General features: G+C 34.6%; 16 protein-coding genes. 3 read left to right on the top strand and 13 right to left on the bottom strand.

Annotated features, from left to right (window positions below; genetic code table 11):
* Nucleotides 1-2 precede the first annotated feature (2 nt).
* The 13 genes from nuoL to mfd all read right to left on the bottom strand — a co-directional run bounded on the left by nuoL (nt 3) and on the right by mfd (nt 13669).
* Entirely contained in the window at nt 3-1895 is a 1893-nt protein-coding gene (gene nuoL / locus E4J94_RS09840; protein ID WP_135835637.1) for an NADH-quinone oxidoreductase subunit L, read from the bottom strand.
* Between the two features lie 2 nt (nt 1896-1897).
* Nucleotides 1898-2224: an NADH-quinone oxidoreductase subunit NuoK gene (nuoK, locus tag E4J94_RS09835; RefSeq protein WP_026357457.1), complete on the bottom strand. Its 327-nt coding sequence runs from the start codon at nt 2222-2224 to the stop codon at nt 1898-1900.
* Nucleotides 2225-2240: 16 nt separating this feature from the next.
* Complete coding sequence (locus tag E4J94_RS09830) at nt 2241-2759, bottom strand: NADH-quinone oxidoreductase subunit J family protein (RefSeq protein ID WP_038333350.1); 519 nt, start codon at nt 2757-2759, stop codon at nt 2241-2243.
* Nucleotides 2759-3259, bottom strand: a complete 501-nt coding sequence (gene nuoI, locus E4J94_RS09825; RefSeq protein ID WP_038333352.1) for an NADH-quinone oxidoreductase subunit NuoI — start codon at nt 3257-3259, stop codon at nt 2759-2761. The genes E4J94_RS09830 and nuoI overlap by 1 nt, the downstream gene beginning before the upstream one ends.
* A gap of 22 nt (nt 3260-3281) precedes the next feature.
* Complete coding sequence (nuoH, locus tag E4J94_RS09820; protein ID WP_038333358.1) at nt 3282-4331, bottom strand: NADH-quinone oxidoreductase subunit NuoH; 1050 nt, start codon at nt 4329-4331, stop codon at nt 3282-3284.
* Between the two features lie 24 nt (nt 4332-4355).
* Nucleotides 4356-5438, bottom strand: coding sequence for a 2Fe-2S iron-sulfur cluster-binding protein (locus E4J94_RS09815; protein ID WP_038333449.1), 1083 nt, complete (start codon nt 5436-5438; stop codon nt 4356-4358).
* A gap of 7 nt (nt 5439-5445) precedes the next feature.
* Nucleotides 5446-6804, bottom strand: coding sequence for an NADH-quinone oxidoreductase subunit NuoF (gene nuoF / locus E4J94_RS09810; RefSeq protein WP_135835636.1), 1359 nt, complete (start codon nt 6802-6804; stop codon nt 5446-5448).
* On the bottom strand, nt 6804-7295 hold the full coding sequence (locus E4J94_RS09805) for an NADH-quinone oxidoreductase subunit NuoE family protein (RefSeq protein WP_038333366.1): 492 nt from the start codon (nt 7293-7295) through the stop codon (nt 6804-6806). The genes nuoF and E4J94_RS09805 overlap by 1 nt, the downstream gene beginning before the upstream one ends.
* A 15-nt stretch (nt 7296-7310) precedes the next feature.
* The gene (locus E4J94_RS09800; protein WP_135835635.1) at nt 7311-8552 is read right to left on the bottom strand and encodes an NADH-quinone oxidoreductase subunit D; all 1242 of its coding nucleotides are present in this window, start codon (nt 8550-8552) and stop codon (nt 7311-7313) included.
* Nucleotides 8553-8554: 2 nt separating this feature from the next.
* Nucleotides 8555-9094 carry an NADH-quinone oxidoreductase subunit C gene (locus tag E4J94_RS09795; RefSeq protein ID WP_135835634.1) on the bottom strand — a complete coding sequence of 180 codons (540 nt, stop codon included), beginning with the start codon at nt 9092-9094 and terminating at the stop codon, nt 8555-8557.
* A 9-nt stretch (nt 9095-9103) separates the two neighbouring features.
* Nucleotides 9104-9676, bottom strand: coding sequence for an NADH-quinone oxidoreductase subunit B (locus E4J94_RS09790; protein WP_038333376.1), 573 nt, complete (start codon nt 9674-9676; stop codon nt 9104-9106).
* 30 nt (nt 9677-9706) lie between these two features.
* A complete protein-coding gene (locus E4J94_RS09785) occupies nt 9707-10072 on the bottom strand; it encodes an NADH-quinone oxidoreductase subunit A (protein WP_135835633.1) in 366 nt (121 codons plus the stop codon).
* A gap of 228 nt (nt 10073-10300) precedes the next feature.
* Entirely contained in the window at nt 10301-13669 is a 3369-nt protein-coding gene (mfd, locus tag E4J94_RS09780; RefSeq protein ID WP_135835632.1) for a transcription-repair coupling factor, read from the bottom strand.
* A 482-nt stretch (nt 13670-14151) separates the two neighbouring features.
* Between mfd and ilvD the strand changes: the two genes are divergently transcribed.
* Genes ilvD through E4J94_RS09765 form a run of 3 tightly spaced genes read left to right on the top strand, consistent with a single transcriptional unit; the run spans nt 14152 to nt 17781 of the window.
* The gene (ilvD, locus tag E4J94_RS09775) at nt 14152-15840 is read left to right on the top strand and encodes a dihydroxy-acid dehydratase (RefSeq protein ID WP_135835631.1); all 1689 of its coding nucleotides are present in this window, start codon (nt 14152-14154) and stop codon (nt 15838-15840) included.
* Nucleotides 15773-17542: a biosynthetic-type acetolactate synthase large subunit gene (gene ilvB, locus E4J94_RS09770; protein ID WP_135835630.1), complete on the top strand. Its 1770-nt coding sequence runs from the start codon at nt 15773-15775 to the stop codon at nt 17540-17542. The genes ilvD and ilvB overlap by 68 nt, the downstream gene beginning before the upstream one ends.
* A gap of 11 nt (nt 17543-17553) precedes the next feature.
* Nucleotides 17554-17781 (top strand): acetolactate synthase small subunit, encoded by a 228-nt coding sequence (locus E4J94_RS09765; protein ID WP_135835629.1) that lies wholly within the window; start codon nt 17554-17556, stop codon nt 17779-17781.
* Nucleotides 17782-17788: the final 7 nt, after the last annotated feature.

Below are 17788 nucleotides of genomic sequence, written 5' to 3'. Positions count from 1 at the left end.
ACCTATTTTGAAATTAAATACCCCATAAAAAAGATTGCGATACCTGCTACGATTCCTACAACCATTAGCATAATATAGAATCCTACATTTCCGTTTTGTAGCTGACGTACATTTTTTGATGCGCGACCAGAAACAGTTCCAACTCCTAAAACAAAAGCTGCAATTCCTGCTTTTTCTACATATTTTTTCAAGACATCACCTAATTCGAACAATGGTTTTACAATTGCATTGTCGTATAATTCGTCGATGTACCATTTGTCTTCAAAGAATTTTGCAATTCCAGTTGCTTCACCATCTACATGGTTTGTGTATTTCCTAATGGCATAATAAATTGCACCAAGCACACAAAGTAATAAAGCTCCCATCATCATCCATTCTGTTGCGTGAGAAACGTGATGAGCTTCTCCGATTGATACAACTCCACTTGAGAAAGTCTGAAGTTTGTGTCCGTCTTGCATAAACAATGCTGGAATTCCTACATAACCTGCGAATACAGAAAGAACTGCTAAGATGATTAATGGAATTGTCATTGCTGCGGGACTTTCGTGCGGATGAGCATCTTTATCTCTTAAATCTCCTAAGAAAGTCATTGCATATAAACGGAACATATAAAATGCTGTCATCACAGAAACAATAAACCCGATTCCGTAAACAACTGGATTAGAAACAAACATTCCTAATAACATTTCGTCTTTCGAGAAGAAACCTGATAAACCTGGAATACCAGCGATTGCCAAACATCCAATCAAGAAAGTGATATGTGTAATTTTCATGTATTTTTTCAAACCTCCCATTTTGCGCATATCTTGCTCGTGGTGCATTCCGTGAATAACAGAACCTGCTCCTAAGAATAATAATGCTTTGAAAAATGCGTGCGTCATTACGTGGAAAACTGCTGCGATATACGCTCCAGAACCAATTGCTGCGAACATTAATCCTAATTGAGAAACTGTAGAATAAGCCAATACTTTTTTGATATCGTTTTGACGCATTGCAATAGTTGCTGTTACAAAAGCTGTTGCAATTCCTACGTACTGAATAACTTGTAATGTGATTGGTGCTGCCGAAAATAATTCGTTGCAACGTGTAATCATAAAAATACCTGCCGTTACCATTGTTGCAGCGTGAATAAGTGCTGAAACTGGCGTTGGTCCTGCCATTGCGTCTGGTAACCATGTAAATAATGGTAATTGAGCCGATTTTCCTGTAGCTGCTAAGAATAACAATAATGTGATTCCTGTTAATACAAAACCTGTAAATGCAGATGGATCAATTGCTAATTGGCTGAATACTTTTACATATTCTAACGTTCCAAATTCTTTAAAAATCCAAAACATCGCCAATAAGAATCCAACATCTCCGATACGGTTCATGATGAAAGCTTTCTTTGCTGCTTTGATATATTCTGGATTTGTAAACCAAAAACCAATTAACAAGAATGAACATAATCCTACCCCTTCCCATCCAATAAACATCATTACAAAATTGTTTCCCATAACAAGAATCAACATGAAGAAGATGAATAAATTTAGGTAAGAAAAGAATTTTGCAAATCCTTTGTCTTCGCTCATGTAAGCCGAGCTATACACGTGAATTAAAAATCCAACTCCTGTAATAATTAACAAGAACAAACTCGTTAATGCATCAATTTGAAATGCAAACGGAACTTGTAAAGTTGGAATATTGATAATATCAAATGCCTTAAAAATTAATGGTTGTGCATCTGCTCCTGATGGAACTGACATAAAAACCATGATTGATAAAATGAAACTTGCCAAAACTGCTCCACTTCCAATGAAAGTCACTAAGCTTTTAGAAAGTACATTTCGTCCTAAACCGTTAATCAAAAATCCGATGAATGGAATCAAAGGAATTAACCATATATACTGCTCCATTCTTAACCTTTTAAACGATTTAACACATTAATATCTACCGAGTATACTTTGCGGAACAATAAAATTATCACTGATAATCCTACAGCAACCTCAGCCGCGGCTACAACCATAATAAAGAATACTAAAAGTTGTGCATCTGTTCCTTTTTCTAATGCTGGATTTGCGTGATAGTGCATTTTTGAGAACGCTACTAACAACAAATTCACAGAATTTAACATCAATTCTATACACATAAAAATGACAATTGCGTTACGACGAATCATTACGCCAGCCATTCCTATTCCGAATAGGATTAATGATAAAGTAATATAATAACTGATTGGTAACATCTTTTACTTTTTATATTTAATCCAATAATTCTTCGTCCTTTTTCGATAACATCACCGCTCCAATCATTGCAGAAATAAACAAAATACTACTCAACTCGAATGGTAAAACATATTCTGAATACAACAATGATCCTAAGTTGTGAATCAATCCTAAATCACCTGTTCCCATTTCTACAGCTGTATTTGCTGAAGCTTGATTTTGTGAGAAAATACCAATTGTCAAGGCAACAAATAACAAAGAGATTAAACTCGCTGCTAATATTTTTGCTGGTCGACCAAATGATTTCTTTTCACTATTCAAGTTCATCAACATCACCACGAATAAGAACAATACCATAATTGCTCCGGCATAGACAATGACGTTTACAATTGCCAAAAACTGCGCGTTTAGCAATACATAATGTCCGCTGATGCAGAAGAATGTTACGATTAAATATAAAATGGAATGTACAGGATTTTTACTGAACACCATTAGTAGCGCACTTAACACCGTTAAGCTCGACAAAACATAGAATAAAATGATAGGTAATTCCATTAATTTGTAGCTTTTTTCGGGATTAATAAATCTTCTTTCGAATAAATAAAGTTTTGACGTTTGAAACTTGCTGGAGGAACTGTTTGTGATAAATAAACAGCATCTTTTGGACAAGCTTCTTCACAGAATCCACAGAAAATACAACGTAACATGTTAATTTCATATTTCGCTGCATATTTTTCTTCGCGGTAAAGATTTTCTTCACCAGGAAGTCTTTCTGCTGCTTCCATTGTAATCGCTTCTGCTGGACAAGCCAAAGCACAAAGTCCACAAGCCGTACAATTTTCGCGATCTTCTTCGTCTCTATTCAAAACGTGTAATCCTCTAAATACAGGACTAAACGGTCTTTGTTTTTCTGGATAACTAATTGTTGCTTTCTTCGAAAAGAAGTGCTTCAATGTAATCATCAACCCTTTTGCGATAGAAATCAAATAGATACTTTCCCAAAAAGTAAGGGGTTTACGTTCTACTTGTTTTACTCTATTTGTAATTGGTTTCATACTTTTAATGATTTTGATGATTCTACTTGTTTAATAATAAAATCACTAAGCCTGTTATTAACATATTGATTAATGCTAAAGGCAATAATTTTTTCCAACCTAAATCCATTAATTGGTCATATCTGAAACGAGGAATCGTCCAACGCACCCACATATAGAAGAAGATGAAGAAACAAGCTTTACCGAATAATGAAAGGAAATTAAGAATTGCCGTTCCATTCACTCCGATAGAGTTTACTAATGTTGCATCGTCTACAAATGGGATATCGTATCCACCAAAATATAAGGTAGAAATTACCACAGAACTGATAAACATGTTGATGTATTCTGCAAATAAGAAGAATCCCATCTTCATAGAAGAATATTCTGAATGATAACCTCCAATTAATTCATTTTCTGCTTCTGGTAAATCGAACGGAGTACGGTTAGTTTCTGCGAACGAACACACCAAGAAAATAATAAATCCTAATGGTTGTAATAAGATAAACCACGCATGCTCTTGTTGATAATGTACAATATCACTCAATTTTAAAGAACCTGTCATCATCAAAATTGTGATTAACACGATTCCCATTGGTAATTCGTACGAAATAATCTGTGAAGCTGCACGCAAACCACCCATTAAAGAGTATTTGTTGTTTGATGCCCAAGCACCAATCATAATTCCATAAACACCTAAACTTAATACACCTAAAATGTATAAAAACCCGATGTTAACATCTGCAATTTGAGGAACAACTACACGATCTCCAATCTCAAAAGCCGTCGACCATGGAATAACTGCACCTGTCATACAAGCTACAATCATTGCCAAAGATGGACCTAAGATGAATAAAAATTTATTCGAATCTTTTGGTGTAATTTCCTCTTTCGAGAATAATTTTAAACCATCGGCAAGTGGTTGTAATAAACCAAAAATACCTGCACGGTTTGGTCCGATACGATCTTGTAAGAATGCTGCAACTTTACGCTCAGCCCAAGTAGAGTACATGGCAACAACTAATGCAAAACCAATCATTACGCCTACTAAAGCTAACTTTTCTAATGCATCAGCAATAAATTCTTCTGTCATTTTGTTAATTTTATTTACGAATGATTAATCTTTAAAATCTTTACTTGTTGCCGGTCCATCAATTTTAGATAAATCACGATTTGGTTCATTTACTTCTGAAACCGAGTGAATATCTAATAAAATTTTTGGATCGCGTTTGATAACTTTCGGAAGTGTTTCTTTTGGCTCCACTTTGTTCTCAAAGTAATGACCTTGACGAACAACAGAGTCTTTAGAAATTTCTGATGGTTTTTCTAACGTCCAATCGTTGATATCTTTTTTATCAAAACGACAAGTGTTACAAATCCAATCTTTTACTTCGTTAAATTCATCTTTGCGAGCTGTTACACGGAAAACTTCATTTCCACGGAACCACACTTGTGCTTTACCAGAACAAGTCGGGCAATCGCGATGCGCATCAACTGGTTTCAAGAACCAAACACGGTTTTTGAAACGGAATGTTTTATCCGTTAATGCACCTACTGGGCAAACATCAATAATATTTCCGATGAATTCGTTATCTAAACTTTTGTTGATATGCGTTGAAATTTCAGCGTGATCTCCACGATTCATTACCCCATGCTCACGACAACCTGTGATTTGATCCGCAGTTTTTACACAACGATAACACAAAATGCATCGGTTCATGTTCAACTGAATATTTGGACCTAAATCTTCTTTTGGGAATGTACGACGATCAAATTCGTAACGCGTTGCTTCTGCTCCGTGTTCGTAACTTAAATCTTGTAATTTACATTCTCCTGCCTGATCACACACTGGACAATCTAAAGGGTGATTGATTAATAATAATTCAACAATCCCTTTACGAGCCTCAACTGTACGTTCAGACGTTTTATTGCCTACAACCATTCCGTCCATAACTGTTGTACGACAAGACGGAACCAATTTTGGCATTGGACGAGGATCTGCTTCACTACCTTTTGATACTTCTACCAAACACGTTCTACAGTTTCCTCCTGTATTTTCTAATTTACCGTAGTAACACATCGCTGGAGGCGCTACTTCTTTACCAATCATACGAGCGGCTTGAAGGATCGTTGTTCCCGCAGGTACTTCAATCGTTTCGTTATCGATGGTAACTTTAAATAATGGTGTTTCTTCTGCCATCTTCGTATTAATTTGCGGTTTCTTTAATTTCGATTGGATCAGCATAATGTGCTAAACCAAAATTACGCGTCAAACATTCTTCTGGATTATTAATATGCCATTCGAACTCATCACGGAAGTGACGAATTGCCGCTGCAACTGGCCAAGCCGCTGCATCTCCTAATGGACAAATTGTATTTCCTTCGATTTTACGTTGCACATCCCATAACAATTCGATATCAGACATTTTTCCTTTTCCTTCATCGATTCGTTTCAAGATTTTCTCCATCCAACCTGTTCCTTCGCGACAAGGTGAACATTGTCCACACGATTCGTGACGATAGAAACGAGCTAATGTATAAGTATGATAAACAACGTCTTGATCTTCATCTAACACGATAAATCCTCCAGAACCCATCATTGTTCCTGTTTGGAAACCTCCTTCTGATAAACTTTCGTAATTCATATAACGAGGTTTACCTTCGGCAGTTTTTAACAATAAATTTGCTGGAACAATTGGCACAGAACTTCCTCCAGGAATACATGCTTTAAGGCGTTTTCCGTTTGGAATTCCTCCACAATATTCATCTGAATAAATAAATTCTTCAACCGTAATGGTCATATCAATTTCATAAACGCCTGGTTTATTAATATTACCACAAGCTGAAATTAATTTTGTTCCTGTAGAACGTCCAACTCCAATTTTAGAATATGCTTCTCCTCCAATCTCAATAATTGGAACAATTGCAGCAATTGTTTCCACATTATTTACAACCGTTGGTCTTCCCCATAAACCTTTGACAGCTGGGAAAGGTGGTTTTAGACGTGGATTTCCACGTTTACCTTCTAACGATTCTAACAATGCCGTTTCCTCACCACAGATATAAGCTCCACCTCCACGTTGAACATAAATTTCGCAATCGAAACCAGTTCCTTGAATGTTTTTACCTAACCAACCTGCAGCTTTAGCTTCGTCGATTGCTTCTTCTAAGATTTCTGCAACCCACGCATATTCTCCACGGATATAAATAAATGATGTATTAGAACCTAAACAGAATGATGAAATAAGAACTCCTTCAATTAATAAATGAGGAATATATTCCATCAAGAAACGGTCTTTGAACGTTCCTGGTTCAGATTCGTCTGCATTTACCACTAAGTGTCTTGGAACATCTTCTGGCTTTGCCAAAAAGCTCCATTTCATTCCAGTTGGGAAACCTGCTCCACCACGACCCCTTAAACCAGAAGTTTTTACTTCTTCTAAGATTTCATCAGTTGTCATTTTAAATGCTTTCTCAGCATTTGCATAACCTCCGTTTTCGCGGTAAGCTTGGTAATGACGAATACCTGGAACATCAATATTTTTTAACAGTAATTTTTGTCCCATTATGCTAATTTTTTCAATTCCTCGATTAATTCGTCTACTTTCTCGATCGTTAAATTTTCACGATACGTTTTTCCTAACTGTAACATTGGCGCATAACCACATGCTCCTAAACATTCGGCAGGTTTTAATGTAAATAAACCATCTGCCGAAGTTCCTCCAGCTTCGATATTTAATTTTGTTTTGATGTGCTCGATAATTTTGTCTGAACCTCTTAACATACAAGGTCCTGTTTGACAAACTTCTAACACAAATTTCCCTACAGGATTTAAGTTAAACATCGAATAAAATGAAGCTACTTCGTAAACTTCTACTGGTAAAATATTCAATACTTCTGCAACATAATCTAAATGAGGTGTGTCTAACCAACCACCGAACTCAGCTTGTGCCACATGAAGCAAAGGAATCAATGCACTTTGTTTTTTATCCTCTGGATAACGTGCAATGATTTTATCTACTTTTTGTTGTGTCTCTTCTGAAAATTGAATTGCCATTTTTAATAATTTTTATTAAGCATCTAATTCACCAGCGATCAAATTCAAACTACTCATTGTAATAATGGCATCTGAAATCATTGATCCTTCGATCAATTCTGGATAAGCTTGATAATAAATGAAACAAGGTCTACGGAAATGTAAACGGTATGGCGAACGTCCACCATCAGAAACGAAATAATAACCCAACTCACCATTTGCAGCTTCGATTGAATTATAAATTTCTCCTTTTGGCATATCTACCTCTCCCATAATAATTTTGAAGTGATAGATTAACGCTTCCATTTTTGTGTAAACATCTTTCTTTAGTGGTAAATAGAAGTCTGGAGCATCAGCATGATATTGTGTAGCTTCTTCTCCTTCTAATGCATCAATCTTTGCAATTGCTTGTTTAATGATGCTTAAACTTTGCCACATTTCTTGACCACGAACTAAGAATCTATCGTAGCAATCTCCCGTTGTACCAACTGGAATATCGAATTCGAATTCTTCGTAACGAGAATATGGTTTCGCTACACGAACATCATAATCTACACCTGCTGCACGTAAATTTGGTCCTGTGAAACCATAATTTAATGCACGCTCAGCCGAAATTCCTCCAACTCCTTGTGTACGATCCATAAAAATTCGGTTACGTAAAAATAAGTTTTCAAACTCTGTTAAGACATCTGGAAACTCTCTCACGAAACGATGGATTTTTGTCCAAGCGACCTCAGAAAAATCACGTTCGAAACCACCGATACGACCAATATTTGTTGTTAAACGAGAACCACAAATTTCTTCGTAAATCTCATAAATCAACTCACGATATTTCATCATATAAAGGAATCCTGTAAATGCTCCTGTATCAACACCCATAATCGAATTACATACGATATGATCTGCTAAACGAGCCAATTCCATAATGATAACACGCAAATAAGAAACACGTTTTGGAACTTCAATTCCAACGAATTTCTCAACTGTCATGTGCCAACCTAAGTTATTTAACGGCGCCGAACAATAGTTTAGACGGTCTGTTAAAGGTGTAATTTGGTACAAAGGTTTGCGTTCAGCAATTTTCTCGAAGGCACGGTGAATATACCCAACTGTAGGAACCGCAGATTTGATTATTTCACCATCAATCTCTAAAATATTTTGAAATACCCCATGTGTTGCAGGATGCGTAGGCCCTAGGTTTAAGGTAATTGTGCTTTTTTCTAACGAACCATCTGGAAGATCAAGATGCTTTAATTTTTTAGTTTTCTCTTTTCCCATGGTTAATTTGCTTTTACATTAAAACCTCCATAATTAAAATCACCACCACGACCAAACATATCGTCGTCTTTGTCTTTACGCGTTTGATCCTCTAATGGGAACTCTTTTCGTAATGGATGATAATCCATTTCTGGAACATTCATGACACGAATTAAATTTGGATGTCCTACAAAATCAACTCCATAGAAATCATACGCTTCACGTTCTAACCAATTAGCCGTTTCGAATAATTTAGTTGCTGTAAAAATCGAAGGTTTCTCGATTGGTAAAGCAAATTTTAATCGAACTTCAACTCCTTCGTATAGATTATAAACTAAATACGTTACAACCAATTCTTCTCCAACATTATTTGGATAATGAATAGCTGTTAAATCTTTCAAAAATTTAAAAGACAATTGCTCATCATCATATAAATATTGTAAAATCTTTAGATTAAAATCTTTGTTCGCGAATAGTGTCAATACTCCGAAATGCTCTTCGTATCCGTATATATTTTCTTGAAACTTCTGAACCAAACGGTCTTTTATAAATGAATTGTCCATTATTTCAACTTATTTAATTCCATAACTTGCTAAAAGTTGTTGATATTCTTCGCTACTTCTACGACGAACACTTTCTGACTCTACCAATTCTTGAATACGCATTACACCATCGATAATTGCTTCTGGACGAGGCGGACAACCTGGTACATAAACGTCAACCGGAATCACTTCATCAATTCCTTGTAAAACGGAATATGTATCAAAAATACCTCCTGAACTTGCACAAGCACCAACAGCAATCACCCAACGAGGTTCTGCCATTTGGATATAAACTTGCTTCAGAACTGGTGCCATTTTTTTAGATATTGTACCCATTACCATCAACAAATCGCACTGACGAGGCGTAAAAGCCAAACGTTCAGATCCAAAACGTGCTAAATCGTACGTCGAACCCATTGTCGCCATAAATTCTATTCCGCAACAACTTGTCGCAAACGGCAAAGGCCAAATAGAGTTTTTACGTGCTAATCCAACTACTTTTGATAATTGCATCGCCATAAAACCTTCGCCTTCAAAACCACCTGGAGACTCTACGATCTTCACATTGGTATTGTGCGTTACTGGTCTTTTATTATGAATCATTATACTTTTATTTTAAGATATTTAATCGCTCTATTTTTCCCAATTAAGAGCACCTTTTTTGCGTACATATAGGTACATTACAAAGAATAATCCAACAAATGTTGTAACTGCTGCAAAACCTTCCCAACCTAATTCTTTGAAATTCGCTGCATATGGGTAAAAGAAGATCACCTCTACGTCGAATAACACGAATAAAATCGCAACTAAGAAATACTTAATTGCAAATGGCTGTCTTGCGTTTCCTACTTTTTCAATTCCCGATTCAAAATTCTCTAACTTTTCATCCGTTTTACGTGATGGCCCTAATAAATGGGTTGCCACAATTGTACCTACAACAAATGCAAAAGCGACAATAAAAAGAATCAGAATAGGAATATAACTAGATGCTGTTTCCATAATCACATTACTATTTTTCCAACTAAATTTTTATCGATAAAATTAATAATAAAATATTAGATTATTTATTTAAATTCTAATTCAGCGAGTTGCAAGACTCAATATAATAAAATAAATTTAAATTTATCACATTAAGAACAATTTGTTTATTTATAAAAAAAGAGAACTAACAACATAGTCAATTCTCCTTATGTATTTTATTAGATTACTAATTATTAATTAAAAAAGTTAATGAATTAATAAATTTAGTAGATTTTCTAATGCTTCATGCACAGTTTTAATATGTTCAAATCGTAATAGTAAAGTAGGATAATCTTCTCCTTTTTTGGGTGATTTTTCCTTAAAACTGATGTTTTTAGGGTTATTTTGAATGTAATTTAAAATTAATCTAAATTCATCTGACTGATAAAATTCGCTTTGCGGTTTATTAATAAAATAAGCCAAAAGAACGCCATTCTTCATGACTAAACGTTCAAAGCCTAATTTTTTACTAACCCATTTCAATTGAATTGATTCTAATAAATTTTCAGCTTCGGCTGGTAATTTCCCAAAACGATCAATCAAATTATTCTTAAATACTAGTAAATCTGTTTCATTTTCTATGTCAGCCAATTCTTTGTACAACAATAATCGTTCTTCTGAACTTTCAATGTATTCATCTGGGAACATAATTTGTAAATCAGAATCAATTTGCACATCTGAAACATACGATTTTACTTCACCCGACTTTTGATCTTCAAACAAATCTTTGAAATCTGTTTCTTTCAATTCTTCTATCGCTTCATTCAAGATTTTTTGATACGTTTCGAAACCAATATCCATCATAAACCCTGTTTGTTCTGCTCCCAAAAGGTTTCCAGCTCCACGAATTTCCAAATCTTTCATCGCAATATTAAATCCAGAGCCCAAATCAGAAAACTGCTCAATTGCTTGCAAACGTTTACGTGCTTCATCCGTTAAAACTGAAAGTGGTGGCGCAACTAAATAACAAAATGCCTTGCGGTTACTACGACCAACACGTCCACGCATTTGATGTAAATCTGCCAAACCAAAATTCTGTGCATCATTGATTAAAATTGTATTCGCATTCGGTACATCTAAACCAGATTCAATAATCGTTGTCGAAACAAAAACATCGTATCGTCCATCAATAAAATCGAGTAAAACGGCTTCCAATTCTTTTCCATCCATTTGTCCATGACCAATCGCCACTTTTGCGTCAGGAACTAATCGTTGAACCATTCCAGCAATATCTTTCAACGATTGAACACGATTGTGAATGATATAAACTTGTCCACCACGTTGCATTTCGTACATAATAGCATCTCGGAAAATCTCTTCATTGAAACCAACCAATTGCGTATCGACAGGTTGTCTATTGGGCGGAGGAGTTTTGATTACCGATAAATCTCGAGCAGCCATCAACGAAAACTGAAGTGTACGCGGAATTGGCGTTGCAGTTAACGTTAATGTATCAATATTTTCACGAAGCGTTTTCAATTTGTCTTTTACACCAACACCAAATTTGTGCTCTTCATCCACAATTAATAATCCCAAGTCTTTGTATTCAATTTTTGGATTAACCAATTGATGCGTCCCAATCACAATATCAACTTGACCTGACTTTAAGCCATCTAGAACTGCTTTTTTCTTCACACCAGTTACAAAACGATTGAGATAAGCAACTTTCACAGGCAAATCTCGTAAACGCTCAGAGAATGTTTTGAAATGTTGAAAAGCCAAAATCGTAGTGGGAACCAAAACAGCAACTTGTTTTCCATCGACAGCTGCTTTCATCGCCGCACGAATCGCAACCTCCGTTTTCCCGAAACCAACATCTCCACAAACCAAACGATCCATTGGGCGTTCAGATTCCATATCCGCTTTTACATCTTGCGTCGCTTTGTACTGATCTGGAGTATCTTCATAAATAAAAGACGCTTCCAACTCATTTTGCAAATATGTATCAGGCGAATACGCAAAGCCTTTTCTAGCTCGACGTTTCGCATATAATTTAATCAAATCGAAAGCAATTTCTTTTACTTTCGCCTTGGTCTTATTCTTTAAATTTTTCCAAGCTGGTGAACCAAGTTTTGATATTTTTGGTTCTTGACCGTCTTTTCCTCTAAACTTTGCAATTTTATGTAACGAATGAATATTAACGTACAGAATATCATTATTTTGATAAATCAATTTAATGGATTCTTGCCTTATATTATTATTATTCAAAATTACAAGACCTGCAAATTTTCCAATTCCATAATCAATATGCGTCACAAAATCACCAACTTGCAACGAATTGATTTCCTTCAAAGTAATCGCTTCTTTTTTGGAAAATGAATTTCGAAGATTGAATTTATGATAACGTCCAAAAATCTGATGATCTGTGTAACAAGCTAATTTGATTTCTTCATCAATGAAACCTTGATAAATAGAACCCAAAACTGGGATATACGAAACTTCTTTTCCGATATCATCAAAAATTTCTTCAAAACGTTTTATTTGATTTTCATTTGAACAAATCAATGCATTTTTAAAACCTTCTATTTTATGCTCGTTCAAATCATCAATTAATAACTCGAATTGTTTATTAAAACTTGGTTGAGGTTTGAATGGTGATTCAATTTCTTCAACCGTCTCAAAATAAGATTTCATTGAACATTCAATCACACCAAAAGATGAAATTTGTTGAAGAAAACCATTCTCATTCAAAAATAATTGATTCGGTTCAGCTTGTTTAATTTCTCCTTTTAATTCAGCAAAAGCAGTTTCAGCTTGTTCAAAATTTTTAGTAATTTGTTTGGCTAAAACAGAAATATTTTTCGCTATAACTAAACTATCTTTCGAAATATATTCTAAGAAACTCTCACGTTTTTCATTAATTGATTTACTTTCAAGATTCGGAATAATTGTAATTTCTTTTGTTGTAGCAATTGACAATTGATTCTCTATATCAAATGTTCTGATTGTTTCAACCTCGTCACCAAACAATGATATACGATAAGGATGCTCATTAGAAAACGAAAATACATCAATAATCCCTCCTCGAATCGAGAATTCGCCTGGCTCAGAAACAAAATCAACGCGATGAAAGTTATAAGAAGATAAAACCTCTGTCAAGAAATCAATTCCTAAATCATTTCCAACTTTTACTTTTAAAGTATTCGTTGTCAATGCTTTTTTTGTCACTACTTTTTCTGACAAGGCTTCTGCATACGTCACCACGATTTTTGGGCGTTTGGAATGCGACAATGCATTTAACACCTCAGTTCTAACGACAACATTCGCGTTATTTACTTCCTCAATTTCGTAAGGTCGTTTGTAAGAAGATGGAAAGAATAGAATTTGTTCTTTATCAAACAAAGTCTCTAAATCATTCAGTACATAAGCAGCTTCTTCTTTGTCATCAAAAATTAGAATCGTTGGACACGCAACACGATCATATAAATGACCAGTTAAAATGCTCAATCCTGAACCTAAAAAACCTTTGATATTGACTTTATGTTGTGGATTATTTTTAAAATTGACAATAAGCTTCTGTACGAAATCTGAAGAATCGTATAAGCTAAAAACGTTGTGGATAGTTTTCTGTTCCAAAGTTTTGCAAATATAAAATTAAATAAGCATATTTTTAAACAATCTTCAAAAAATGAAACACATAAATATGAATTTCAAATAAATAGTATTTTTTAGAAAATTTTTTAGAAAAAATACAGACTCGTTTAAAAAAATAATTCTAGCTTTGATTTATCAAAAATAGAAAATGAAATTAGTTCACAACATTATTAACTTAATTATTTTAGTCATTCTTTCTCCAAAGAGTGGTAATTAGTTGTGTACGTAAAAAATAACAATTAAAGCCACTTCTTAATGAAGTGGCTTTTTTTATGGAGAAAAATTAATTAAACAATATTATGCAAAACAATTTCGTCATTATTATCATCATTATTTTAATCTTAGTCTTACGATTAGGAAAGGTGGTTTTATGACGAATTTTTTGAACGAATTTATATGAGCCACCTTTATTCAAGGTGGCTTTTTTTATGTTTTAATACAAACAAAATATCAAATAAACAGTGATGAACAACAACAAAACATTAAACAAACACAGCCGAACCGTAACGCAAGATGACACTTTACCCGCGTCACAAGCAATGTTACATGGAATTGGCCTAACTAACGAAGACCTAGAAAAACCACTAATTGGAATTGCAAGTATGGGGTACGATGGAAATACTTGCAATATGCACCTGAATCAGTTTGCGCAATTGGTTCAAGACGGAATGAAAGCCGAAAACCTAACTGGATTAAAATTCAACACAATCGGAATTAGCGATGGAATTACTAATGGAACTTCTGGAATGCGATATTCTTTGGTGAGTAGAGAAATCATAGCAGATTCTATCGAAGCTGTTTGTGCAGCTCACTTTTATGATGGTGTTATCACAATTCCTGGTTGTGATAAAAACATGCCTGGATCAATTATGGCAATGGGACGTTTGAATCGTCCATCAATTATGATTTACGGCGGCACAATTGCTCCGGGACACTACAAGGAAGAAGAATTAAACATTGTTTCTGCATTCGAAGCATTAGGAAAAAAATTAAATGGAAATCTTAATGACAAAGACTTTTGTGGTATCATCCAAAATGCTTGTCCAGGTCCAGGAGCTTGCGGCGGAATGTATACAGCTAACACAATGGCAGCAGCAATCGAGGCAATGGGAATGAGTCTTCCTTATTCATCTTCTTACCCTGCTCTTAGTCAAGAAAAGAAAAAAGAATGTGCAAATGCTGCTCATTATCTAAGAATTTTATTAGAGAAAGATATTAAACCAAGTGATATCATTACGAAAATATCTTTAGAAAATGCGATTAAAACAATCGTTGTTTTAGGCGGAAGCACAAACGCTGTTTTACACTTATTAGCAATTGCTGCGACAATGAATATCAAATTATCATTAGACGATATTCAAGTAACAAACGATAAAACTCCTGTTATAGCAGACTTAAAACCCAGTGGAAAATACTTAATGGAACATTTGAGTAAAGTTGGTGGAGTTCCTGCTGTATTAAAATACATGTTAAAAGAAGGTTTAATCGACGGAAATTGTTTAACTGTTACAGGAAAAACATTAGCAGAAAATTTAGTAGCAGTTCCTGATTTAGATTTTTCTAAACAAAATATTATTCGTCCATTATCAAACCCTATAAAAGAAACGGGACATTTACAAATGCTTTACGGAAACCTTGCTCCTAAAGGATCAGTATCAAAAATATCTGGGAAAGAAGGATTCTATTTCAAAGGAAAAGCACAAGTTTTTAATAGCGAAGTTGAAGTTTTAAAAGCGATAGAAGATTTACAAATTAAAGCTGGAAGCGTCATCGTTATCCGAAACGAAGGTCCAAAAGGAGGACCTGGAATGCCAGAAATGTTGAAACCAACCTCTGCTATTATCGGAGCTGGACTAGGAAACAAAGTTGCTTTGATTACAGATGGTCGATTTAGTGGTGGAACGCATGGATTTGTCGTCGGTCACATTACACCAGAAGCTTTTGAAGGAGGTCCAATCGCATTAGTCGAAAATAATGACCTCATCGAAATTGATATCAACAAAAATCAATTAAATCTTTTGGTTGATGAAAAAACATTAGAAAATCGAAAAAATAATTGGAAACAACCCGCATTAAAAGTAAAAAATGGAGTCTTATACAAATACGCAAAGCAAGTCGGAAACGCTTCAGAAGGATGCCTTACTGACCAATAACTACAAAAAAAATACAGGAGCTTATGCTGTATTAGAAAGTTTAATAAATGAGAAAGTTGAATACATTTTTGGTTATCCAGGCGGTGCAATTATGCCTATTTATGATGCCTTGTATGATTATTCAGATACAATCAATCATATCTTAGTTCGTCACGAACAAGGTGCTACTCATGCAGCCGAAGGTTATGCAAGAGCAACAAGAAAAACAAGTGTTGTATTTGCAACTTCTGGTCCTGGCGCAACAAATTTGGTAACAGGTTTAGCAGATGCTTTTATGGACAGTGTTCCCATGGTTTGTATTGTAGGCCAAGTTCCATCTACACTTTTAGGTACAGATGCTTTCCAAGAGTCAAATGTGATGAGTGTGACAAAATCTGTTACAAAGTGGAATTATCAAATTGTTGATGAAAATGAGATTCCAGAAATCATCGCCAAAGCTTTTTATGTTGCAAAAACAGGAAAACCAGGTCCTGTTGTCATTGAGATTACAAAAGATGCTCAAATAAAAACTAGAACACAAGATTTTCATTATCCATGTTTTAAAGAGTTAGAAAAAACTGTTTATATGCCAGAAAATAATTCTCTCAAAATTGAACTACAAAGAGCTGCCGACTTATTGAACAATGCAAAACAGCCTTTGCTATTAGTAGGAAATGGAGTTGGAATTGCAAAAGCAGAAGGTGAAGTTTTAGAGTTAGCGGAAAAACAAAATATTCCTACAGCTTGTACTTTACATGGTTTGAGTAATTTCCTCTCTAATCATTCTCTTTTTGCAGGTATGGTTGGAATGCATGGAAATTATGCTCCGAACAAATTGACAAACGAAGCGGATGTAATCTTAGCTGTAGGAATGCGTTTTGACGATCGTGTAACTGGAAACATAAATACATATGCAAAACAAGCAAAGATTATTCACATCGAAATTGACCCTTCTGAAGTCAATAAAGTTATTGATGCAGAGATTGCTTTATTAGGAGATGCTAAAAAAGTTTTGCAAAAATTATTGCCACTACTTCAAACAAAATCTAATCCAGAATGGTTAGAAGAATTCAAAAAATTAGATGAAGAAGAAAATTTTCATGTGCGTAACGAAGCGATTTTACCAAAAGAAAATAGCTTAACGATGCCACAAGTTATGCATCAACTTTCAGAAAAAACAAAAGGTGAAGCATTAATTGTTGCAGATGTTGGTCAACACCAAATGATGGCGGCGAGATACTACAACTATAATCATCCAAATAGTTATTACACTTCTGGTGGTTTAGGAACGATGGGATTTGCTTTACCTGCTGCAATGGGTGCTAAATTAGGTCGACCCAAAAGAGAAGTTATTGCAGTAATTGGAGACGGATGTTTTCAAATGACAATTCAAGAAATGGCAACAATTGCTCAATATAAAATTCCAGTAAAAATAATTGTTTTAAACAATCATTTCTTAGGAATGGTACGTCAATGGCAAAGTATGTTTTTCGACAAACGCTACTCTTTCGTAGAAATGACGAATCCAGATTTTGCGAAAGTTTCGGAAGCATTTGAAGTTAAAGCTGAAAATGTAAGTGAAACAGCAGAATTAGAAGGCGCATTAGAACGATTATTAACATCAGAAGAAAGCTATTTATTAAATATACAGGTTAAACGTGAAGAATATGTATTCCCTATGATTACTGCAGGAAACTCAGTAAGTGAAATACGTCTTTATTAAATCAAAATATTATGGAAACAATACATCTTACAGTAGAAAATCAGGTTGGAGCATTGGAACGAGTTATTACTGTTTTCACTCGAAACCGTATCAACATTAATCATTTAGAAGTTACACAACAACAAAATAATTTGGCGGATGTCGAAATCACATATCATCCAACACATTTAACAAAAGCAAAATTAGCTTTACAATTTTATCGCATTATTGAAATCAAAAAAATAAACACAAACAACTAAAAAATAA

Source organism: Empedobacter tilapiae (genome assembly GCF_004785645.1).
In the GTDB taxonomy this organism is placed as follows: domain Bacteria; phylum Bacteroidota; class Bacteroidia; order Flavobacteriales; family Weeksellaceae; genus Empedobacter; species Empedobacter tilapiae.
Note: the sequence above shows the minus strand (reverse complement) of the source record. Positions and strands in the feature narration are given on the sequence as shown.